Origin of the sequence: Kitasatospora sp. NPDC059327 (genome assembly GCF_042752535.1) — a bacterium.
Lineage (GTDB): Bacteria > Actinomycetota > Actinomycetes > Streptomycetales > Streptomycetaceae > Kitasatospora.
Window position 1 is genome coordinate 92,394 of sequence record NZ_JBHYYB010000012.1, and the last position, 24,125, is coordinate 116,518.

Consider the following 24,125-nt stretch of genomic DNA (forward strand, 5'->3'; position numbering starts at 1 on the left):
GGCGGCTCTGGGGCAGACGACCTGCTTGCGGCCAGGGTTGTGGGGATCGCGCAACCCGGAGCATGCGAGGCGCGGTGCTGGCGAACCTCGGGTTGACCCTGGGGGTGCGACATGGCGCGTGCCGCGAATTTCCAGGAACCCGGGGAAATGCGAGACGAGAGGACGACTGGTTGGAATTTCCCAGGCGCTATTCGGCCGTGGAGAGTTGATTATACGTGGCTCTGGCGAGCGCCCCGCCGGGCACATATCTGGATAACCCCTTGGGATCGCTGGATCCGCGACCGGAGTGGCGCTATCCTGGACGCATGAACGCTCCTCGACCCCTCCGGCAGGCCCCTGACCTGGGGACCAGCTGGGGACCACACGTCGTGCGCGCTACCGCACGAGGTGCACGAGACCTGCTCATCTGCACACGCACGACGTGTGTGTGCGCGCATTTCGAGCGGTCTGGGGGTCAAGGGGTCGCAGGTTCAAATCCTGTCGTCCCGACTTGCTTAACTGCAGGTCGTAGGCCGTTTCCGCTTCTGGCGGGAGCGGCCTTTTTGATGTTCTGTCGGATGGTGGTCGCAGTGTGGTCTCCGGGCCACATCGGCCAAGCGGTGGTCGGTTCGAGCTCTTGTGGCGCCTGATGGGTTGCCAGGCGGTGGTGGGGGCGCGGGTTCTGGTGCCACGGGCGGTGGGCTCGGCAGGCGGGTTCGCCGAGAACCGCGCGGTCAGCGGCGTTGAGAGTCCAGGCGATGGCGTCGACGGCCGCCCGCTCTGCGAGACGGGTGAGTTCGGCGTAGACGTTCGCGGTGGTCGACAGGGTGCGGTGGCGCAGGGTCTTGGAGACGACCGGGAGCGGGACGCCTGCTGCCATGGCGAAGCTGGCGGCGAGGTGGCGCAGGTCGTGCAGGGCGATGCGGGGGACGCCGGCCTTGTCGCAGAGCAGGTGGAAGCGGTCGAGGACCGTCTTGGGGTGCAGCGGGCGGCCGTGGCGGTGGAAGACGAAGCCGCCGGCAGGGGTGATCTGGCCGAAGGCACGTGAGTCGGCGCGGTCGTCCAAGGCATCGGCGATACGGTCGGACAGTGCGACCCAGGCGCGGCTGCCCTTGGTCTTCGGTGCCGTGAGAAGGAGCTGGTTGTTGTCGATCGCGGAGAGCGTCGCACGGACGAACAGGGTGCGCTCTGGCAGGTGGACGTCGTCCCACCGCAGTCCGAGAACCTCTCCCTTGCGCATGCCGGTGCCGATCATCAGCTCGGCGAGATCGGCGTAGAGGGGGTCGGTGACGTGAGTGAAGCGCAGGAAGCGGGCCGCTTGCTCCTCGGTCCACAGGTGCCGCTCGACCGCGGCCGGCCTGGAGAGCAGCGGGGGCTTGGCGGGGTTGCGCGGGAGGCGGTCGCTGGTGACAGCGCTGCTGAGGGCACTGGAGAGGGTGGCCATGATGCGGTGGACGGTGACCCTGCCGCGGCCGCGTTGCAGCTGGGCGGTGACGAACGCGGCCAGGTGCTGGCGGGTGAGGTCGTCGAGGGGGATGGCGCCGAGGGCGGGGATGAGGTCCTTGGCGATGTAGTCGCGGTAGCGGGCGATGGTGGTGGGCTTGAGGTGGAGGGCTTTCTCGGCGAGCCAGTTGGTGAGGTAGTCGGCGGTGCTCTGCCTCGGGTCGGTGATGACGCCGAGGGGCACGGACTCGTTGAAGCGCCGCAGTGCGATGCGTGCGTTGAGTTCGTCGGGGAAGCCGGCGCGGCGAATGGTGTGGCGGTGGCCGTCGGTGGAGGGTGCGTCGACGGCGAAGGCCCAGCTGCCGTGGTCTGGGTCGGCGGCGAGGAGAGGACAGCGGGTGCCGAGCTGGTGGCGGTGGTTGTCGCGGCAGCCACAGCGCTGGTAGATCCGACCACGGTCGGTTGAGGAGCGCATCCTGATCACCTCCGGAGACTGAGCATGTCCGGTCTCCAGTCTCCCGTCCCTGGTCCGCGACCACCACGCGACCACCAGGATCGCTCAAGGGCTCTGACCAGGTGTTTTCCCTTGGCGGGCCGAAGGTTGAGCACCGTGCACCACTTGCGGTCACTGATCCTCACGATTTCCGGCGGAGGACATCCCACATCGGCGATAATGATCACCTGCCGAACACGTCTCCGAGCCCACAGTCACTGGCCGATGGGAGAATGACGCGAGTTCGGGTGTGCTGCATCGATGGAGGAGTCCGGCACGTGGCGACGACCACCACTGAAGACCAGCGCGACATCGAGGAGCGCACCGGACGACCGGAAGCGCTGCCGCCCGTGCCGGAGCCTGGCCAGGTGGTTAAGGTCCGCGGCTCCACATGGGCTGTGTCGGACGTCCGACAGCAGGGCCTGCCGAGAAGCCCCGCTGACGAGGGAACACCCCGCCTCGCGCACGTGGTGAGCCTTCAGTCGCTGGATGAGGACCGGCTCGGCGAAGAACTGGCGGTCGTCTGGGAGCTGGAGGTCGGGCACACGCTGCAGCCGGACCAGGGTCTGCCGGAGACCGTTCGGCCGGAGGGCTTTGACGACCCGAAGAAGCTGGCCGCATTCGTGGATGCGGTGCGGTGGGGTGCGGTGACCTCGGCGGACGCCAACTCCTTCCAGGCGCCGTTTCGTAGTGGTGCGAACGTCGAGGCGTACCAGTTGGAGCCTCTGCGCCGGGCGCTGAAGTCGTCGCGGACGAACCTGTTGCTGGCTGACGACGTGGGCCTGGGCAAGACCATCGAGGCGGGCCTGGTGGTGCAGGAGCTGCTGTTGCGCCACCGGGCCCGCACGGTGGTCATCGTCTGTCCCCCGAGCCTGTCGCTGAAGTGGCAGGACGAGATGCGGGAGAAGTTCGGCCTGGACTTCGTGATCGTCAACAGTGAGCTGATGGCGAAGGTCCGTCGCAGTCACGGGTTGAACGCCAACCCTTTCCGGCTGTTCCCGCGCGTGATCGTGAGTATGGCGTGGCTGCCGTCGCTTCGGGCCCAGCGGCTGCTGCGTGATGTCCTGGCGGACACGCGAAACGCGTCCTCGGCCCGCCGTTTCGCGTTCGATGTGCTGGTGGTCGACGAGGCGCACCACGTGGCGCCGGCCAGCCCGACGTCGGCCCCGGGCCAGCGCGGCTATGCGGTGGACAGCCACCGCACGACGACGACGAAGAAGCTGGCAGAGGCGTGCGAGCACCGGTTGTTCTTGAGCGCCACGCCGCACAACGGCTATTCGGAGTCCTTCACTGCCCTGCTGGAGATGATCGACGGCCGCCGGTTCTCCCGCGGCGCGAGCATCGATAAGAAGGCGCTCGACGAGGTCAAGGTCCGGCGGGTGAAGACTGAGCTGCCGGACAAGGGCTTCCGGCCGCGCAAGATCGCTACGATCCCGTTCACGCCCAGCGATGACGAGCAGGAGCAGTTCGACCGGCTGGTGCGGCTGCTCACGGAAACAGCTCGCGCGCGCGGTCGGGGCAAGGGCGGCGACATTGTCTCGATGCTGCTGAAGAAGCGGTTCCTGTCCAGCCCGTGGTCGTTCGCCCGGACGCTGGAGTTGTACCAGGGCGCGGCGGACGGCGGCCGACAGCTGGAGTTGGACGAGGACGACTACTACGTCGAGGTCCTCGGCAGCGGGCAGTCGGACGAGGAGGAAGGCGCGGCGGAGCACCCTGAGTTCACCGCACTGCGGCACTCCAAGGGCCCCGGCCCGCTGCCCGCCGGCCTCGAAGACGAAGCCACGTCGCTGGTGGAGTGGGGGCTACGCTACGAACACAAGCCGGACTCCCGACTGGAGGCCCTGCTCACCTTCCTAGACGGAATCTGCCGCTCGGACGGACGGACCTGGTCGAACGAGCGAGTCGTGGTGTTCACCGAGTACGCCGCCACCCTGGACTGGATCGCGGGGGTCCTGCGTCAGCGCGGTTACGGCGACGTGCTGGAGATGATCCAGGGCTCGACCCCGATCGAGGAGCGCGAGTTGATCCGTGCCCGGTTCACGGAGCGGCCGGACAAGCACCCAGTGCGGGTGCTGCTCGCCACCGACTCTGCCGGAGAGGGCATCGACCTGCAGGCGTACTGCCACCGCCTGGTGAACTTCGACATCCCGTTTAACCCCTCGCGCCTGGAACAACGCATCGGCCGGATCGACCGGTACGGTCAGACCGAAAGCCCGGAGATCTACCACTTCCAGCCCGTCACCTCCTCCTCGACCTACGCGGCCGACATGGAGTTCATGGGGATCATCGCGCGGAAGGTCAGCACCGCGACCAAGGACCTGGGCAAGGTCAACCAGGTCATCGACGCCGAGGTACAGGGGCATTTCAGCCCAGCGGGTACTCCCCGCAAGGCACGTCCGAACGCGTCCGCCGACGCTGACCAGGCCGAGATCGAGAGCCTGCGTGGCAGCATCGAGCTGAACCGCGAACTCACCGAGCTGTCCCGGACCTACGACGAGCGCAAGGCGCTCATGCACCTCACGCCCGCGAACGCGCGCCGTGTCGTGGACGCCGCCCTCCTCCTGGACGCCCAGCCGCCGCTGGTGGAGATCGGTGATGAGGACACCGACGTGCAGGTGTTTCAGGTGCCGAGGCTCGGTCGCTCCTGGCAGCCGGCTCTGCGCGGTCTCGACACGCGTCTGGCGCCGGGCGTTCCGCGCCCGGTCACCTTCGACGACGAGGCGGCACGGGGGCGCACCGACCTTGTGCACATCCACCTGGGCCACGCGCTCATGCAGCGCGCCACGCGTACCCTGCGCAGCGCCCTGTTCAGCGTCGATGCGCCGGTCAACCGGGTCACCGCCGTCGTCACCAACGGACTTCCCGAGTCCTGTGTCGCCGCCGTTTCCAGGCTCGTCCTGGTCGGCCGAGGCGGCTTGCGCCTGCACGAGGAGGTCTTCCTCACCGGTATCCGGCTGCGTGGGCAGGCGCTGGCCGAATCCAAGGTCGAACAGGCCCTCGATGAAGCCCTCGACTCAGCTGACCTCCAGCTGGCCGACAGGGAGGTGCTCACCCACCTTGCCGCCCTGTGGAACGAGGACGGAGCCCGGCTGCGCGACCGGCTTCTGAACGCGATGGATCGCAAGAGCACCGCTCGCCAGGCGAAGGTCACCGAAGCGCTCACACGGCGCCGCGACACCGACATCGCCCGCGCCCACGAGATCTTCGGCGCCTTCCGTATCAACCTGCGCGAGTCCCGCGACCTGCTGGAGCTGGCCATCCGGTCGGAGGAGGAAGACGTCCTGTTCAGCGACGACCAGCAGAAGCAGCGCCGCCGAGACCTCCACAACATGAACGAACGTCTGGCCAGCCTGGACGACGAGGAGGCCCGCGAGGTTGCCTCAATCCGGGAGCGCTACAGCGACATCCGCCCGTACGTGTCGGCCGCGGCCGTCGTGTTCGCCCTGACCCCCGAAGACGCGAAGAACGGAAGCGTTCAGGCATGAGCCGCAAGCACGCCCCGACCACTGCCGACCTGCACCGTGCCTGGCTCGAACTGGTCGACGCCGACGGACCGTTCCTTGCCGTTCCGGTCCTCGAGCGGGTCTGGCCCCAGGGCATCCCACAGCCTGACGCCCGCGCCCTCGCGGCCATCAAGGACGCCAAACCCGCCTTCGAGAAGGCTTGGGAGCGTTGGGACTCCCACCGCGACGACGAGAAAGCCCTCGCCCTCTACCGCGAGGCCCGCGACACCTGGGTCGACCTCGTCCTGCGCCAAGGGCTGCGCTGGGCCGCCTCGTACACGTCCGTAGCGCCGGCCGCAGCCGAGGTCCGCTCGCCCGACCATGCCGTGACCGTCCGAGCCGACGGAGCCCTCCTCCAGGGTGAGACAACCGGTGCACTCGTCCTGGTCACCGACCCCGTCGACTCCCTGCGCGACCCACTCGCCGACGGATGGTCCGACAGCCCCGTCGACCGCATGGAACACCTCCTGCGGGCCTCCGGCGTCACCATCGGCGTGGTCACCGACGGCCGCTGGTGGGCCATCGTCAGCGCCCGGGAGAAGACCATGGTCGCCTCCGGCATCGTCGACGCCCAGACCTGGATCGAAGAGCCCGCCACCCGCAACGCCTTCATCGAGCTCCTCCAGCGCCGCCGCCTCATCGGCGGAAAGCCGCAGGACCGGCTCACCGAACTGTTCGGCGAGTCCGTCACCGCCGCCGAGAAGATCACCAACGCCCTCGGCACCCAGGTCCGCCGCGCCGTCGAGCTTATCGTCCAGGCCCTCTCCGAAGCCGGACTGGAAGCCGTACAACGCAGCGAACCCGACCCCCTCCCCGAACAGCGCGGCGAGGTCTACGAAGCCGCCGTCACCGTCATGATGCGCGTCGTCTTCCTCCTCTTCGCCGAGGAACGCGGACTGCTCCCCGAGAACCAGCTCTTCGCCATGGGCTACGGCATCAGCGACGAACTCGACCGCCTCGACAAGCGCCAGCAGGACGAAGGCGACCAGGCCCTCGACGCCACCTCCCTCACCTGGCACCGCCTCCTCGCCACCTCCCAGGCCCTCTACCGAGGAGCCACCTTCGAAGACCTGCGCCTGCCCGAATACGGTGGCTCCCTCTTCGACCCGGCGCGTTTCCCCTTCCTCACCGCTCGCGGCTCCCACAGCGCCCTGGCCATCACGGTCAGCGACCGCGTGATGCTCGAAGTCCTGCGCGCCGTCCAGATCGCGCAGCTGCGCGGCGAGCCCGCCCGCCGGATCTCCTTCCGCGAGATCGACGTCGAACAGATCGGCTACATCTACGAGGGCCTGCTCGGCTACTCCTGCGAGAACACGGACGAGATCACCCTCGGCCTGACCGGCACTCCCGGCTTCGAGCCGGAAATCCCCCTCGAAACCCTCGAACACCTCGCTCAGACCAACCGCAGCGAAACCGCCCTCGCCGACGCGATCCTCGCCTGGGCCAAGCAGTACCAGCCCGCCGCGAAACCGCCCACCAAGGCTGCCCTCACGAAGGCCCTCAAGGCCGGCGACACACTCATCGACGACGCCGAGACCGCCCTGCACGACCTCACCGGCAATGAGGAACTGCGCGAGCGGCTACGTCCCTTCCTCGGCATCATCCGCCGTGACCTGCGCAACCGGCCCCTCGTTGTCGAGCCCGGCGGCGTTCTGCTCGTGGAGACTCCGTCGCGTGCCTCGGCCGGCGCACACTACACACCGCGCTCGCTGGCCGAGGAAGTCGTCCGTCACGCCCTCGAACCGCTGGTCTACTCGCCCGGCCCGCACCAGAGCGCCGACCAGGACGACTGGCAGCCGATCTCCTCCGACCAGATCCTCGACCTCAAGATCGCCGACATCGCGTGCGGCTCCGGCGCCTTCCTCGTCGCCGCTGCCCGCTATCTCGCCGCCCGGCTCGTGGAGGCGTGGCGCAGGGAAAAGGCCGTCTACGGCATGACGGCGCACGAACTCCACGTCCACGCCATAAGGACAGTCGTCGCTACCTGCCTGTACGGCGCGGACATCAACATCATGGCTGTGGAGATGTGCAAGCTCTCCCTGTGGCTCGTCTCGCTCGACCCCAAGCTGCCGTTCTCCTTCGTCGACGACAAGGTCCTACACGGCAACGCGCTGATCGGCCTGACGGACCCACGCCAGCTCCGCGACCTCCACATCGACCCGGCAGCAGCCGGCCAGCAGATCAGCATGTTCAACATCGACGTCGACGCCACCTTGGACCGTGCTGCCCGCCTACGCCGCCAGCTCGCCACCGAGGTCAACGAGCAGGACCCGCAGCGCTCAGCAGCGACCAAGCGGCGCCAGTGGGCGGAGTACCAGAAGATCACCGGGGAGCTGGCCGACGTCGCGGACGCGGTAGTCGCCGCCGGGCTGAAGTGGGGCGGCAAGCCTGGAAAGCAACTGAAGGCGGCGTACGAGAACCTCCGCGTTGCCGTCGAACTCGCCTACCCTGTGGGCGGTGGCGAGAAGGATCGGGCGATGCTCGACGGCATCCTGGAAGCAGGACTCACACCGACCGTTCCGACCGATTACGAGCGATGGAAGCCGCTCCACTGGGTCCTCGCCGTACCTGACGTGATGGGACGCGGTGGCTTCGACGCCATCATCGGCAACCCGCCGTTCCTGGGCGGGCAGAAGCTCACGGGGACGATGGGCACCAACGTCCGTGACTGGTACGTCAACGCCCTCGCGGACGGGAAGAAGGGGAGTGCCGACCTCGTCGCATACTTCTTCCTGCGCGCCTACGAACTTCTCTCACCACGAGGCGGACTGGGCCTAATCGCGACCAATACCGTCGCGCAGGGGGACACCCGGCAAGTCGGCCTCGACCAACTTGCCGAGCGAGGCCTCACCATCACACGGGCCATCCAGAGCCGCTCTTGGCCAGCCGCCAGTGCCAATCTGGAGTACGCGGCGGTGTGGGGTACCCGAGATGCGGTCGCGAGAGAAGTGCCCCGTGTCGCGGACGACATCAAGGTGGCGCGGATCTCCACGCTCCTGGAGCCGGGCGGCAGAGTGGAAGGTGATCCTGCGCGGCTGGTGGAGAACGCCGGGACGGCCTTCATCGGCTGCTACGTGCTGGGCATGGGGTTCGTCCTAGAGGCGGATGAGGCTGCCGCCTGGATCGAGGCCAACCCGCGCAACAAGGAGGTGCTGTTCCCGTACCTCAATGGCGAGGACCTCAACTCTCGCCCGGACAGCTCCCCTTCGCGCTGGGTCATCGACTTCAATGACCGCTCAGAGCAAGCGGCAGAGGAGTACGAACTTCCCTACGGGCGAGTGCTTGAGCGAGTAAAGCCGGAGCGGGCGAGGAACAACCGAAAGGTCTACCGGGACTTCTGGTGGCAGTTTTGCGAGAAGCGACCTGCCATGAGGCGGGCGATTGCTGAGCGGAACGAGATTCTCGTCCTCACGCGCGTCAGCAAGACGGTCATGCCACTCAGGATCAGGACAGAGGCTGTCACGAGCGAGGCTGTAGTAGTCTTTGCCACCGAGTCGTATGCCGATCAGGCGGTTTTGTCATCATCATTGCATCAGGCCTGGGCGGTTAAGTACGGGTCGGGATTGCGAAACGACCCGCGGTACGCGCCGTCGGATGTTTTCCTCACCTTTCCTCGCCCTCGACGCAGCGAAGGAATTTCCGATGCTGGCCGCCTCCTTGATGTCGAGCGTCGCGAGATCATGCTGCGCCGAAATCTTGGATTGACTAAGCTCTATAATTTGGTCAATGATCCTGGCGTTGCCAATTCTGTTGACTCTGATATCGCCCGGCTCCGCCAGATTCATGTCGAACTCGACGAAGCGGTTATGGCCGCCTACGACTGGGATGACGTCCCGCTCGACCATGGCTTCCACACCTACCGGCAGATGGAGCGCTGGACGATGAGCCCAGCGGCCCGTGTAGAGATCCTGGACCGGCTGCTGGAGGAGAACCACCGTCGTGCCGCCGCACAGGGCGATGTCGTACCCCTGGGCGATGATGGCGACGCCGAGGAAGGGGATGACGAGTGACCACGCGATCCGCCCAGCAGCCTGCTGCTTCGCAGGAGCAGGAGTACCGCCTTCACCTCGCGCCGGACGGGCGTTCCTGGACGGTGCGGGAGAACCTGGCCGATGTCCTGGAGCGTGAACTCCTGGGGCCGGCGGGTGGGCCCGAGGAGATCCTCGAAGGTGTTCCGGACTCGGCGTACCTGGTGGGCCGCATCGCCCCCGTCCGTCTCACTACGAGCAAGGACGACCCCACCCAAGCCGACTCCGACGACGCAGCGACCGACGTCGGTGACGCCGTGGACGCGGCCGAGAGCCGCGGCGTGCCCGTCACCGCCGTGGACGAGAGCAGCGCTGGCGCGGACGAGGACGAGGTCGAGGACCAGCCGCAGAAGCGCGGGCTGATGATCCCGGCGTCGATGGGGCTGCGCTGTCAGATCCCTGACGACCTGGACGAGTTCACGGTCGCCACGTCATGGGGCACGTACGAGCCGGTGAAGGAGAAGCACGCCGAGGGCGAGCAGAGCGCTTCCCGTCTTCGCCGCTACCAGCGCAAGCCTCACCAGCACACCACGCCGATCAAGGTCGCCGACCTCTCGCCCACCAGTACGACGCCCTTCGCGCTGGAGGACAAGGTCATGCTGCGGGTGGACCGCTACGACGACACCGAGCGTGGCTGCCGCCTGATCGAGATCGCGCTGTGCAACGACTTGGAGACCCCGCGCAAGATCCCGGTGGAGGCGTGGCTCTACCAGACCGAGCTGTCGGTCACCGCCCCCGATGGTGCAGGGGTGTTCCTGCCGGTGAACGACGCGCTGACGGATACCCGCGAGGAGCCGGACGACGAACTGCGCCGCCTGCGCCTTCAGTACCGCGACCGGCTCGAGTTCGCAGTCGGGCGCACCTGTTCGGTGGACTGGGCACAGGCTGAGGGCACGCGCCGGGCCAGCAAGCTGTGGACCACTTGGCTGCCGACCTGCGAGACGCCGCAGACGGCAGCGGAGGAGATCAGCGCCGCTCTGCTCGACATGACGAAGCTCGCGGAGGCCACCCCCGCTGAGCTGCGGGCCGGTCTGGAGCCGATCGTCAATGGCTACGCCGCCTGGCTGGACGGCGAGGAGGCGCGGGCGGAGGCGTTGCCCGAGCACCTTCGCTCCGAAGGGATGGACGCTGTTAACGAAGCCCGTAAGGTCCAGCGGCAGCTCGCCGAGGGCCTCGAGCACCTGCTGGCAGACGAGGAGGCACTGCGCTGTTTCCGGTTCATGAACCGGGTGATGGCCGATCAGCGTGTCCAGTCCCAGGTCGCACAGCGGCGCGCGAACCAGCCGGAGGACAGCCGCGAGAGCCTCGACCAGGCCCACGAGGCCGTATTGGAGGCCGGCAAGCGCGAAGGCGAGGGGAACCGCGCGCACTCGTGGCGTACGTTCCAGCTGGCGTTCGTCCTGATGCAGCTCCCGCTGCTGTCCGACCCGGGGGCCGAGAAGCGCTCCGGCGATCTGGCGAAGGCACAGCTGCTGTTCTTCCCGACCGGTGGTGGTAAGACCGAGGCGTACCTGGGTCTGGCCGCGTACACGTTCGCGATCCGCCGCCGTCAGGGTGTGGTAGATGCGTTCGACGGGCCGCTGGACGGCCGCTTCGGGGTCGCCGTTTTGATGCGGTACACCCTCCGCCTGCTGACCGCCCAGCAGTTCCAGCGGGCGACCACGCTGGTCTGCGCGGCAGAGCGGGCGCGGATGGAGGACCCGGCGACGTGGGGTGAAGAGCCCTTCCGGATCGGGCTGTGGGTCGGCACCGATGTAAGTCCGAAGCGGTACGACGAGGCGGCTGATCAGCTGCGCAACGCCAACCTGGGGCGCGGGTACCGGCTGACGGTGCTGCAGATTCAGCGCTGCCCGTGGTGCGGCACCCGGGTCGAGGCACGGAATGTCAAGACCGAGCCTGGGCTTCGCCGGGTGCTCGTCTACTGCGGTGACGAGCTGGCCGAGTGCCCGTTCTCCGACGGTGGCGAGGTCGAGGAGGGGCTGCCGGTCCTGACCGTCGATGAGGAGATCTACCGCCTCGCGCCGGCCTTCGTCATCGCCACGGTCGACAAGTTCGCCCGCCTCGCACGGGAGGGCGAGGCAGCCTCGCTGTTCGGCTACGTCTCCCAGCGGTGCGAGCGGCACGGCTTCGTCCACCCCGACTACCAGCACTGCGGGATCAAGGTCGACAGCAAGCACCCGAGCAGCAGGGACGGCCTGCCCCAGGCGTATCTGCGCTCCAAGGGCCGGCTTCGTCCTCCGGACCTGGTCATCCAGGACGAGCTGCACCTGATCACCGGGGCGCTGGGGACGACGGTGGGCCTGTTCGAGGTGGCCATCGACGTGATGACCGATTGGCGCACCAAGGAGGGCCGCCGGGCGCGCCCGCTTCTGGTCGCCTCCACCGCCACTGCCCGTAACGCTGCCGATCAGGTGAAGGCCCTGTACGGGCGGGACGTCACCGTTTTTCCGCCGCAGGTGCTGGATGCCGGCAACACCTTCTTCTCCAAGGAGATCCCCGCTTCCGAGGAGACCCCGGGCCGGCGCTACGTCGGGATTAGCACCACCGGGGTGCGTCTGACCACCGCCGAGATCCGCGTCGCGGAGATCCTCATGGCGGGCGGGCAGTTGATGCTCGACCACTCGGGGGTAGCGGCCGACCCTTATATGAGCCTGGTCGGTTATTTCAGCGCGACCCGGGAACTCGCGGGCATGGCACGGTACATGGGCGACGACATCCAGACCGCCCTGGCCAGGAAGCGCCCGTGGTCCAAGCTCCCTGCCCGTACCGGCACCAACTTCGGGTCTCTGCATGTCGCGGAGCTGACCTCCCGGGTGGCCAGTGCCGACATCACCGCCACCCTGGACCAGATGGCGGTGCCGTTCGACCCGGCCTTCGACTCCACCATCGGCAAGCGGAATCGGCGCGCCACGCTGGCAGCGAAGAAGCCGGTCCCGGAGCGGGAGCTCAATCCGTTCGACGTGGTGCTGGCGACCTCCATGCTCCAGGTCGGCGTCGACGTGACCCGGCTCGGGCTGATGCTCGTGGTCGGCCAGCCGAAGAACACCGCCGAGTACATCCAGGCGTCCTCCCGTGTTGGCCGTGACACGGAGCGGCCCGGCCTGGTGGTCTCGCTCGGCAACTGGGCGCGGCCCCGGGACCTCGCCCACTTCGAGCAGTTCCGGCACTACCACGAGACGTTCTACCAGCAGGTCGAGGCGCTGTCCGTGACGCCGTTCTCTGTGACCTCGCTCGAGCGCGGTCTCGACGGTGTGCTGGTCAGTGCGGCCCGCGTCCTGCAGGCAGTACGGACGCAGGGTCTGTCGCCGGAGGACGGTGCGGCCCGTATCGAAGCCGAGCGGCGCTTCGCGGTGGAGCTTATCGAGGCTCTGGTGCGCCGGGTTGGTCAGGCTGGGGACGAGGATGCCGCCGAGCGGGCCCGTCACCGGTTGGAGAACCGGCTCGATCAGTGGGGCAAGCGCCGTAAGCACCTGGAGGAGCGGCGCAAGTCGCTGGTCTACGAGAAGGTGACCGACGACACCCGGCATGACGCACTGATGATGAGCGCGGAGAACGCCAAGTCCGGCATCGACAGCCGTGACGCGGCGCCGTTCATCGTGGCCAACTCGATGCGCGAGGTGCAGCCGGAGATCAACCTCCTGGTCAGTCCGATCAAGGAACGCCTGGTGTACATCGCGCCCGCCAACGCGCCCCAGTGGGTGATGCCTGAGGAGAGCTCATGACCGACGAGACCCGCTACGTCTACGACCCGACCCGGGCCGTCGATCCGCTCGGCGATCTGGAGGAGGAGGGCGAGAAGGCGGCCAAGCGCAACCGCGCCAAGGTCGGCTCGGCCCGTCCCTCGTCTCTCCTCTACACCTACGGCCCCGGCTCGATCATGGACCTGCCGCAGTTCACGGTCATGCCCACCGGCCTGGACGACTGGGACCGCATCTGGCGCCGCCGTGATTCCCCGCCCCTGACGATCCATGCGCCCCGGCTGCGGGAAGTCGTCCGGATGATGCTCCGCTCGCCCGATGTGCAGCTGCGCCCGCACCCGTGGCAGCCGAAGAAGCACAGCCGCTCCGCCGAGGGCAACGACCTCGGTGTCCCGGCCCGCGTGTTCCCGCAGTGGCTGCGCTGCACCGGGTGCGACATGCTCGGCATGCTCTCCCAGTTCGACTACAAGAACACCCACCCGTTCCGCACCGACCTGGCCACGTTCGAGCACACCAAGTGCACCGGCCGGGCCGGAAGCCGGGCTCGCGGGACCATGCGCCGGCCTGCCGTGCCGGCGCGGTACCTGCTGGCCTGCGCGGACGGGCACCTGGACGAGTTCCCCTACGAGCTGTGGGTACACCGTGGGCAGCCGTGCAGCAGGGCGGAGATGCCGGCGCTGAAGATGGAGGACCGGACCGCCGGCAAGGGCGCCTCGGCGGTCATCATCTGCGCGTCGTGCGACATGAGGCGGCCGATGAACGAGGCTCAGGGCGAGGCGGGGAAGGCCAAGTTGCCGCAGTGCCGTGGTCGCCATCCCCACCTGGACGCCTTCGAGCCCAAGGGCTGCCGCAACACCACGAAGCTGATGCTGGTCGGCGCCTCCAACCTGTGGTTCCCCGCTACCCAGTCGATCATCGTCATGCCCGAGTCCCAGCAGGAGAAGGAGGAGGACCTCGCCGACCGGATCCGTACCTCGCTCGGGGAGAAGCTGGCCAAGTACCGGGCGAACCTCGACATGATCCGCGACCTGCTGGAGGACCGGGTCGACGTCACTCAGCTCTCCGACCACGAACTGGCTCAGGCCGTGGAGGCTGCCGTCGCTCCGCCGGCCACCGTGGAAGAGCAGGAGGAGAAGATCCGCGACTGGGATCCGGTCGACCTCCTCGTACCCGAGTGGCGCTACCTGCTCGACGACTTCCCCGGTTCCCGGGACGAAGATTCCAAGAGCGGGCTCACCCTCGCCAAACGCCAGCGCGGGCAGCGGCTCCAGCCCGAGATCACCCGTGTCCTGGCGGTGGAGAGGCTCCGCAAGGTCAACGCGCTCGTCGGCTTCACCCGCATCGACGACATGGACCGGGTCGGCGACCTGCCGCGCCGCCTCGCTCCGCTGACCCGGACCCCCCGACCTGCCTGGACGGTTGCCACCGAGGACCGCGGGGAGGGCATCTTCCTTCAGCTCGAGGAGGACAAGGTCGCGGCCTGGGAGAAGCACATCCTCGACACCGACCTGTGGCAGGCTCACCGCGAGGCCCATCGCCGGAACTTCGAGCGCCGCTTCTCCGAGACCGCAGGCCAGGTCAACCCCGACAGCCGGCTGAAGCCGCCTCGCTACTGGCTCGTCCACACCTTCGCCCACATCCTCATCCGCGAACTCGCCCTCACCTGCGGCTACTCGGCCGCCAGCCTGAGTGAACGTCTCTACGCCTGGCCCGCCGCGGACGGGCGCGAGCCGGCCGCCGGCCTGCTCATCTGCACCACCGCCTCCGACAGCGACGGCACCCTCGGCGGCCTGGTCCAGCTCAGCGACCCCGCCCGGCTCGAACGGGTCGTCGCGAGCGCCCTGCGCAAGGCCAGGCGCTGCTCCTCCGACCCCGTCTGCGCCATGCGAATCCCTCAGGACCCGGAAGACTTCCTCCACGGCGCAGCCTGCCACTGCTGCGTCATGGCCTCGGAGACCTCCTGCGAGCGGGCCAACCGCTTCCTCGACCGCCGCTTCCTCCTCGACCTGCCCGCAAGTAACCTCGGCTACTTCACGACCAATGAGTGACGCCGAAGCCGCCCGCCGCCTCGGCTATCTGCTGACCAGAACCGAGGCTCAAGGCATCGCCGACCGACTCGCCGACGGCGACACCCTCACCACCGCACTCAAAGCGGTCGCCGCCGGCCGCCGTGCCGAAGCGCGAAGCCTCCTGGACACGATCGCCAGCGGCCCGGGGGCGGCCTTTCGGCACATCCCTGTGCTCCGTGCCGTCGAGGGGGCCCGGGCGTTGCCCACCACCCTGTCCCCGCTGTGGACCATGCCCGGGCACCTCGCCCAGACCGGACCGCTGACGACCTCCGTACCCCACCTGGTCAACAACGCGCGCCACTCGGTGACCTGCTCCACCTTCAACTTCCAGCGGACTTCCGGTCTCTGGACTGCCCTGCAAGCAGCATCCCAGCGTGCTGGCATGGCCGTCCGCGTCTACCTTGATACCAAGGCAGCTGACAGCAACGGACAGCACTGGTCACCGACGACCGTCGAAGTCGCCACGCACCTGAAGCCCGCAGCGGTCTGGCGGACCCGGGAGTTCGACGGCAGCTACGTGCGAAACCACGCCAAGTTTCTCGCGATCGACCACCGCCTCCTGTTCGTGACCAGCGCGAACTTCTCTTGGAGCGCGGAGAACAACAATGTCGAGTTCGGTGTCCTCATCGACAACCCGAACCTCACCGAAACCGTGGAACGAGAATTGTTCGAGGCAGAAGGGGTGCTGTACGAGCAGGTCCCCGCTTCCTGACGATCACACTCATGGGCGGAGCGCTGGCGGGCGGCGATGAGGACAGGCCACCCCCGCTGCGACGTAGATGGCGCAGGGGTGGCCTCTTGGCATGGTGTCAGACCTTCAGTGGCGGCCTTGACCTGGTCGAAGCGGGGGCAGCAGTCGGAATCTGGCACCGTTCGTTGCTTGTTGCTTGGCCCTCTCAGCTCAAGTGGTGTGCGGCGACTCCCCAGGGGGTCGTTCCCCCCGTCTCTGTCGTGGCACCGACAGCGGATCGCTGGTGCTCGGGCCCAGGAGGCGATCCAAGATCACAGAGTGCTCCTGGAAGATGACCCGCCGGGTCTGGCTGCCAGTTTTCGGCTTGGTCGATGTTTGTGTGGGTGAGGCGCGTTCGTCGCGCTCAGCGCTCTCCTGCCCAGAGGGATGGGCCGACCCGAAGGTTGACCTGGCTTCATCGACTTCTCGCCGCGCCGTCTCGTCCATGTGTCGGATCACGGCCCGGTACCGCGCCTGTACGGCGGCGGCGATCGCGTGCCCCGAGGGGTCGAGATCGCCGGAGTACTCCAGCGGGACACCGTTGTCGACGGCGAGCGCCAGGAGCGTGTGATCCACCGCGGTCAGCGTTCCCGAGGTACACACGATCGGCCGGCTGGTGCCCCGCATGAGGGCCTCGTCCACGACGGACGGGTTCTCCACCACGAGCCAGGTCCGGCTGCTTTCGAGTGTCGGCGGGTGGGCGGTCAGGTCGTGGAGAGTCAGATGGACGGGGCGGTTGTCGGAGCGCGCGAGGTTCAGTGCGCGGTCGGTGGGCCCGTCGCCGGTGGCGGTGACGTTGAGGACGAGGACTGTCTGGGAGAGGCGGTCCGCGATGACGCCGAGGCGCGCGAGCAGCGCGCGCTCGGCGGCCGGCGTGTCCGGTTGAAGGGCCTGAAGGAGGTCGCGGGCGAGGAGCACGACCTTGTCTCCCTGCCCGCTGTCGTTGAGGTCGAAATAGTGCGGATCGCCAGCGCAGTGGTGCGCCAGCCGCGCGAGCGTCACGGGCCGTGGCAGAGGCAGGAGTTCGCGAAGCCGAGACAGTGCGTCGATGAGCCGTCGCCGCTCCTCCAGCGACTCGTCGCTGATGCCGTAGGTCCGCAGCCGCGCGGTCAGCAGCGGGGCGTCAGGCAGGCCACGCGCGGCGTAGTCGTTGATGTCCGCGCGCATCCGATCGGCGGTCCGGCGTTGCCCGGCGAGGTCCGGGATCTCTACCCCGGCCGCCTCCACCAAGTCGCGGAGATCATCCGGGGTCCGGCCGAGAGCATCGAGCAACTTCGGGACCGGGACGATGCAGCCGCTACCCGTGGAGCGCAGGGCGGCAGACCGGGCGCCCGTTCGGCGGCCTCGGGTGAGCCACCCGGCGACCATGGCCTGGCCGGTCCGTGACAGCGGTGCGGTGACGTTCCTGATCGCAGCGGCTTCGTCGCCGCGCGCGAGCCGGGAAGCGACCGCCTCCCACAGTGGGCGGACGTCGGGGTCGGTGAGGTCTCCGGACATCAGTCCTCCTGCAGGGCGGCTGAGAACAGATCGTCGGGACGCTGGTCCGCGGAGTCCACGGGGAGGTCGTCAGCGGGTCGGCGGGGAGCGCCGATGTGGATGCGCGCCGTCTGGGGAGTGCCGCGGCCGGTCCAGATGCTGGGGATGGTGTACCGCATGGTGTTGCTCTTCTGATGGATGCGGTGAATGCCGACGGCTCCGGTCTCGGGCACGAGGAGCGGCTGCATGGCGGGAAGCGTGACGAGCGCGTCGAAGTCCCAGGTCCGCAGAAGGGCGAGCAGCATGCGCAGGTTCGGGGCGTCGAGGGCGGCGTTCAGTTCGTCGATGAAGACCGCCCGCGGGCCTTCGTACCCGCTGGTGGAGTAGAACGCGTGTGCGGCTGCCAGCAGCGGCAGCATGGTGGCCAGGCGCTTCTCGCCTGCGGACAGCCGGGCGAGCGGGTTGCGGCGCGGGCTGACGGTCTGGAAGACCTCGGCGTCGCCGGCCGGGTCGTCGGAGAAGGACCGGTGGGTCAGCGAGATCTCCCACGTGTACCAGTGCCGGTAGTCGAAGACGTGCTCGACGCGCTTGGCCCAGGTGAGGTGGGCGCCCTCTTCGTTCTTCAGCTGCTCGACGAAGAAGTCGTACATCCGGTCGAAGCTGCCCTCGTGGTTGACGTCGCGGATCAAGGACAGGGCTTCGCGGGCCACGGGGTCGTCGTTCTTGGGCTTCCACTCCAGCTTCACCCCGACGCGGGCGACGCCGGTGCGCACGTTCTTGAGCGTGTTGCGGATGTTTTCGACGATCGTCTCGGCGGTGTGGATCCGGACGTTGATGTCCTTGCGGAGTTCGGAGAAGACGACGCCCTTGATCTCCGTCTGGACCTGGTCGTTGAAGTCGTTCTCCAGGGAGGTGATGGCAGTGTCGAGGTCGGCCAGCGCCTGGCGCAGGGGCTTGGCGCCGATGGATGCGGTGCCTGTCTCCTGGTCGTGGCCGTGTTCGGTGACGACGACGCGGCGCCAGCCGGTTCGGGGGCCCTCCTCGGTGGTCACGTGCCGGCGGATCTCCAGAAGCTTCTCCAGGACCGTACGCATCCGGCCTTCCAGGTTGCTGCGCGCCGTCTGCTCTGCCCGGCGGGCCTCCTCCGCGTTCACAGCGGCGGAGGTGCCTCGCTGTTCGAGGATCGACTGGATCGTGTGGACGGCGTCGGCGGTGGTCTCGGGACGGCTGAGGGCCTCCGCTCCGGCGAGCTCGTCGACGAGGCCGTGGTCGAAGAGCCCCTGAACGGTCTCCAACGCCTTCTCAGCCGCGGCGGCCGCCTGCGCGAGGATTCCGGCGTAACCGTCGAGCTCCTGGTTGACGAGAGCGAGATCGACCTCGACGTCCGTCCGCTCCTGTTTGTGCGCGTCCAGGCTCTCGCGCAGCTCGGCCTGGGCCTTTTGGGAGTCCTCCAGTTCGGTGACCAGCTCTTTGTAGGGCTGGTCGTGCTGTCGGAGTTCCTCGGTGTAGTGGTGTCGTGCGGTCTCTGCGGCCGTGGCGTCGGTTTCGGCGCGCTCGCGCAGAGCGTCGGCGCGGCGTTCCGCGTCGGAGGCTGCCGAGCGGTGCCCAGCTGCGGTCGAGAGGGCGAAGAACGCTCGGAGTGCCTCGTCGGACCAGTCCCCGAGTCCGCGCTGGAGATCGCGCAGCGTCTGTCGGTGGCGGTGAAGGGCGTCGGCATCGGTCGGCACGGTGACGTGGGTGGCGCGGGCCTTGCTGCGCAGGTTCGTCTTTGCGTCGTGGACCAGGGCGCCGCGTCCGCCGACCTCCCGTTCCAGGTCGACGAGCGCGTCGGCGGCCAATGCTGCGCGGCGGAGTCCTTCGGCCGCGGCGGCCCGGGCGGGCGGAACCGCGACGAGTTCGCCGGGCAGGCTGGCGCGGTCCTGCTCGATCTCGGTTGCGGCGTCCTGCACGGTTCGCCAGACGGCTTCGGCCACGGCGAGCTCGGCTTGAATGGTGACAACGTTCTGGGCGGCGGTGTGAGCTGCTGTCGTGCCGGCCTGCGCGGTGCGGGCGGTTTCGAGGCACGCCATCACCAGGCCGGGCAGTTCCGTGCACACCGCCTGGGCGGCGCGCACCGAGCTGGTGGATGGTTCCACGAATGCGGCTCGGCACGCCAACTCCTCGGCACGGTCCGCCTCCTCAGCGGTGCGCAGCGCCGAAGCAGCATTGCTCTCGACCTCCTCGGCCGTGGCCTCCTGCCTGGCTGCGTCCGTGCTGGCGGTCGTGGCGGTGTTTGCCAGCTCCAGCCACCTGGCGGCGAGGGGAAGAGTCCGCTCCCGGTCGGCGGTGGACAGGTCCCCGGTCAGCGCATCGACCAGCTGACGTGCGGACTCGAGCGCTGCGACCGCCTCCCGCCGCTGGACGCGCAGGTCGGCGAGCAGGATCTGGCGCATCCGTTCACGGGCGGACGCGCCGATGTACCGAGGCGTCCAGCCTGCGGGGCTCTGGGCGTGGAGCGGTCCGAGGTGGACGGTGCCGTCGGAAGTGAAGGCCGCCTGCCCGGGGGCGTGAGTCTGGCCGTGCTCCAGGACCGGGATCGAGGCCAGTACCGCTCGAATGCGGTCAGCGGCGACCGGCGCCTGTGGGTCGGGGACCAGCAGATCGGCGAGCGTCGGGCCCTCGCACGCGGACGTCGGCAGCAGGGCGACGTCACCGGCTGTCAGTTTCCCGTCGGGCGACACCCAGGCGTCCAGCGCACCGCTTGCGAGCAGCGCACCCTCCAGCTGGCCGGCCGCCTCGGCGGGCAGGTGGTCGGCGAAGTCGACCACCGCCCACAGCGGGGCACCCGGCCGGCCGTGGCGCGTGGGGCGCCACCCGGGCTGGTCGGGGCCGGTTTCGCTTCGTTCGGCTTCGGCGATCCGGTCGTCGATCTCCTCGACCCGCGCCGCACGGGAAGCCGCGTCGATCTTCGCGGTGGTGAGCTCGGCGGTGATCCGGGTGGAGGCGAGGCGGTAGGCCGTGGCTGCGTCCTCCTTCAGATCTTCCGCGTCCACGGGGCGGGGGATGCGCTGCTCGTCCGGCAGCCGTAGCAGCGTACGGTCCAGGACCGTGAGCGATGCCGCCCACCGCCTGGCCTCCGCCGCCCAGGCTCGGCCTGCCTGGTCCGCATCCGCCTGGCAATCGTCGGCGCGGGCCCGCAGCCGGGTCGCGGCCTCTCGTGCGTCGCCGGCTTCGTCTCCGAGACGCGAGGCATGGGCCCTCGCCGTGGCCGCGGCGTCGAGCGCTTCGCCCGCGGACTGCAGTAGTTCCCGTCGCCGCCCGAGTTCGCTACGGGCGCTCTCGGCGAGTTCGGCGACGGTCGACTCCAGGCGGTCCGTCATCGGGGCAGCGTCCTGCGAGGGCGCACGCTCGGCGAGCTCGGCGATCTGCTGGACGGCCTCGACCATCTCCTCAACCGCAGTAGGGATGCGAGCCAGGTTCCTGGCCTCGACAGCAAGGGCACCCGCCCGCTCCCGGGCGCGACTGCCGGCCTCGGAGGCGGCGAGCCGTGCCGTCTTCGCCTGCGAAACGGCGGACGCGGCACCCGCAGCCAGCGCCTGGGCCCGGGCCTGCACCCCGGTCAGATCCAGCGCAGCCAAAGCCTCGGCCGCGCTCTCCTGGAGCCAGCCCTGGACGGCGACCGGATCCAGCGCAGAAGCAGCGACGAGCTCACTCGGCGGAGCCGGCAGACGCACCAGCCCCGCGGCGAACCTCTCCAACGCCCGGCGGGCCTCCTCCTCGGCCTGCTCAGCCGCTGCGACCAGCCGCTGGGCCTCTCCGGCGGCGGCCTCAGAGTCCTGCTGGGCACCGTCGTACCTCTCCTGCACATCGGCCTGCGCCTTGAGGAGCGCGCCGAGCTCACCAAGGGCCGCACTCACCTCCTCCGCCGCGGAGGACTGAGCCTCCAGCCAGGCGGCCATCTTCTCCCGAGCCCCCTTCACCTCCTGCTCGAGCGCAACGGCCGGCTGCGTCCCACGAGACGCACCGAGCCGGTCGGCCGCCTGGGCCATGGCGGCGTGGAAGGCGCCCGCGCCGGCCTCGGCCGCCGACCGGCCGATCTCCCGCGTCAACGAGGCGAGCCGACCGACTGCTTCCTCGGCCTCCCGCTCCGCCTCGCCGCACGTCTTCTGCGCCTCCAAGTGCACACCAACTGCGTCCCCGGCTTCCCTGGCGCTCGTGCGGGCCCGCTCCTCCTGTTGCTGTGCGAAGGCCGCGAGACTGCCGAGGTCTGCACCCGGATGCCCGGCGACGCGGCCTTCCAACGTTTTGATCGTCTGGGCCAGTAGACCGAGCCGGCGTTCCTCGTCCCGGACCAGCTGGCCGGCTTCCCGCAGGCTCTCCGTGAGGTTGTGCTGCCGCTCGGACAAGGCCCGGTGCTGCCCGATGACTTGGCGGTGGCGCGCGTGCCCGTCACGGAACTCCACCGCAGCGGTGGAGGCAGCAGCCGCGACGTAGCGGCGGTAGACCGTGCGAACGCTGCCGAGAACCTCCTTCTCCTTGCGGGCGCTGCGCAGCCGGTCCTGAAGCTGCTCCGTCTTCGCCAGCGCGTCGGCGAGAGTCTGCACCCGCCTGGCGTCCAGCGACGGCAGCGCCGAGGTGAGCGTGGCCTGCATCGTGCTCGGGCTGATCTTGTCATTCGCCTGGACGCTGCGCAGCGCGCGAAGGACCGACCCGAGCGCGTCCATCTGGGACGCGTCCAGGGGCTGGTACATCGCCGTTCGTACCGCCTCGGTGTACTCCTCCTCGCGGCGCACGACCGAGGCGTGCTCCTTGCAGGCGTTCTCGAGGGTGGTGGAGGAGGTGAACAACAGGCCGCCGTGCTGGGCGAGCTGGCTCGCCAGGTCGCCGATGTCGACCGGCATGCCGTCGCGTTCCAGGGTCAGCTGGGCGTTCACTCGTGCCGGGACGAGGAACCAGGCCCGCTCCAGGGAGGTGCGCTCGCCGCCGCTGCTCTTCAGCCACAGGCCGGCGGTCAGCCACTGCGTACAGGTGGTGCCGTCGGGGCCGGGGTCCGTGCGGCCGTACTCCTGCCACCATGTCCCGCTCTTCGCCGGGCCGGGCCGTCCCTGCGTGTGGATGCTGGTCAGCGTTCCGGCAGCATCGCCCGAGGCCGAGAGGCTCTTGGAGCTGACATCGCCATCGATGAACGTCGGGCACAGAACGCCGCCGGTCAACGACTTCCCGGAGCCGTTCATGCCGACGAGCGCCAGCCACCCGGCGCTGAAGAGGAACTGCTCCTCGCTCCACTGCCAGGAATTCACGGCGCCGGCCCGGGTCGCCTGCCATCGGCCCACGGCGCTCGGATGCGGGTCCAGGACGACCGTCTTCCTACGCGGGCTGCCCAGCCCGGCCAGACTCTCCAGCGTACGGTGGTGCTCAGTCATCGAGGCTCTCCCGCCCATCGGTAACGCCTGAAAGGGGCGCGGCCTTCGCCGCGCTGGTGGCATGGGAAACCCGGACCTGCCACAGGTGGACGGCTGGCGTCGGCCGCCAGCCCGAGCCCGGCGGAGGATCGGCGCTCACGATCCCGGCCGACAGCAACTGCCGGATTCCGGCCTCGGCGAGTGAACGTTCCCCGCCCGGCCCCTGGTACCGGCGGGCCCACCACGGACGCTCGGCCAGCTCCCGCCGCAGCTGCGAGGACGCCCACTCGATGCCGAACCAGTCCATCGGCTCGTCCCGACCGACAAGAGCCTCGAGCAAGAGCAGCGCCCCGTGCTGTTCGAGACTGCGTCCGGTGGGAAACGTCAGGTCGGTGCTCCGTCCGTACGGATCGGACACCGACCACCAGTCGCGGCGCACGGTGCACACAAGGCCCGCAGCCGCGGCGGCATCCAGGGCACGCTCCCGCCCGGTGTGGGAGGACAGGTACTTGCCCGCCTCGGTCGCTGGGTCCGGCACCACACCGGGATCATCCATGACCGCCCGCATCGCCAGGTGCCTGCGGCGCCTCTCCTGCGCCTTCACCGGGGCGTCCTCCGGCAGGTCCCGCTGATCCGCACACAAAGCCGCGGCATGGGTGTCCGGCCGGTCGACATCGATGTCCAGTAGCGAAGGCGCGACGGAAGCGATCAGCAGGGCAAGGCGCTCGCGGCGCGCCGTAATGACCAGGTCGAGTCCCTGGTCCTGCTCGAGCTGGTCCAGGGCGACGTCCGACTCGATGACGTGCCAGGACTCCAACAGCAGCAGGGCGTCGATGAACGCCCGCCGGTGGGCGCCCGCGGTCGCCTGCTTCTCGCCGGCATCGGCCACCGGACGAAAACGCGGCAAGCGGCCGAGCTCCGCCTCCGTTCCGCACGCCTGGACCACAGCACGCTGCAGGTCGTTGAAGGTCGCCTGCGTACTGCGCCACAACTGCTCGCAGATCAGGCTGGCCAACACCAGGACCAGCGGGGAAGCGGGAACCTCCCCAGACTTGCCCCGCCGCACCACGGGGCCGCGGTCCGACGGAGGATCGACTCGCCGCTTGTACAACCGGCACAGCCCCTCGGAGCGGTAGACCTCGAAGCGCCACCCGACCGTATGGTCGAACCAGGCAGCCACCTCCCGCTGGTGCGCGGAAGCCAGCCCGAACAGCTCCGGATCGTCCTCGACGGAATGGATCTGCTGGCGAAGCATCCTTGCCACCACGACGCCGGCCTCGGGCTCCAGCGACCGTGCCGATCCACTGCCCGCAGGATGAGACTGA

General features: G+C 68.9%; 9 protein-coding genes. 5 read left to right on the plus strand and 4 right to left on the minus strand.

Annotated features, from left to right (window positions below; genetic code table 11):
• Window positions 1–454 precede the first annotated feature (454 nt).
• Complete coding sequence (locus tag ACFXHB_RS10520) at window positions 455–1,897, minus strand: tyrosine-type recombinase/integrase (RefSeq protein WP_380573524.1); 1,443 nt, start codon at window positions 1,895–1,897, stop codon at window positions 455–457.
• A 296-nt stretch (window positions 1,898–2,193) separates the two neighbouring features.
• Between ACFXHB_RS10520 and drmD the strand changes: the two genes are divergently transcribed.
• The 5 genes from drmD to drmC are packed head-to-tail and all read left to right on the plus strand — an operon-like array spanning window position 2,194 to window position 15,925.
• Window positions 2,194–5,400 (plus strand): DISARM system SNF2-like helicase DrmD, encoded by a 3,207-nt coding sequence (gene drmD, locus ACFXHB_RS10525; RefSeq protein ID WP_380573525.1) that lies wholly within the window; start codon window positions 2,194–2,196, stop codon window positions 5,398–5,400.
• A complete protein-coding gene (locus ACFXHB_RS10530) occupies window positions 5,397–9,428 on the plus strand; it encodes an Eco57I restriction-modification methylase domain-containing protein (RefSeq protein ID WP_380573526.1) in 4,032 nt (1,343 codons plus the stop codon). The genes drmD and ACFXHB_RS10530 overlap by 4 nt, the downstream gene beginning before the upstream one ends.
• Window positions 9,425–13,168, plus strand: coding sequence for a DISARM system helicase DrmA (gene drmA / locus ACFXHB_RS10535; protein ID WP_380573527.1), 3,744 nt, complete (start codon window positions 9,425–9,427; stop codon window positions 13,166–13,168). Before ACFXHB_RS10530 ends, drmA begins: the two co-directional genes overlap by 4 nt.
• On the plus strand, window positions 13,165–15,192 hold the full coding sequence (drmB, locus tag ACFXHB_RS10540) for a DrmB family protein (protein ID WP_380573528.1): 2,028 nt from the start codon (window positions 13,165–13,167) through the stop codon (window positions 15,190–15,192). Before drmA ends, drmB begins: the two co-directional genes overlap by 4 nt.
• The gene (gene drmC / locus ACFXHB_RS10545) at window positions 15,185–15,925 is read left to right on the plus strand and encodes a DISARM system phospholipase D-like protein DrmC (protein WP_380573529.1); all 741 of its coding nucleotides are present in this window, start codon (window positions 15,185–15,187) and stop codon (window positions 15,923–15,925) included. Before drmB ends, drmC begins: the two co-directional genes overlap by 8 nt.
• A gap of 189 nt (window positions 15,926–16,114) precedes the next feature.
• Here the strand turns inward: drmC and ACFXHB_RS10550 are convergent, their stop codons facing one another.
• From ACFXHB_RS10550 to ACFXHB_RS10560, 3 genes are read right to left on the minus strand one after another with little or no spacing between them, the layout of a single operon-like run.
• Window positions 16,115–17,440 (minus strand): DUF2399 domain-containing protein, encoded by a 1,326-nt coding sequence (locus ACFXHB_RS10550; RefSeq protein ID WP_380573530.1) that lies wholly within the window; start codon window positions 17,438–17,440, stop codon window positions 16,115–16,117.
• On the minus strand, window positions 17,440–22,821 hold the full coding sequence (locus ACFXHB_RS10555) for an SbcC/MukB-like Walker B domain-containing protein (protein ID WP_380573531.1): 5,382 nt from the start codon (window positions 22,819–22,821) through the stop codon (window positions 17,440–17,442). The genes ACFXHB_RS10550 and ACFXHB_RS10555 overlap by 1 nt, the downstream gene beginning before the upstream one ends.
• On the minus strand, window positions 22,814–24,055 hold the full coding sequence (locus ACFXHB_RS10560) for a DUF2398 family protein (RefSeq protein ID WP_380573532.1): 1,242 nt from the start codon (window positions 24,053–24,055) through the stop codon (window positions 22,814–22,816). The genes ACFXHB_RS10555 and ACFXHB_RS10560 overlap by 8 nt, the downstream gene beginning before the upstream one ends.
• Between the last annotated feature and the right edge of the window lie 70 nt (window positions 24,056–24,125).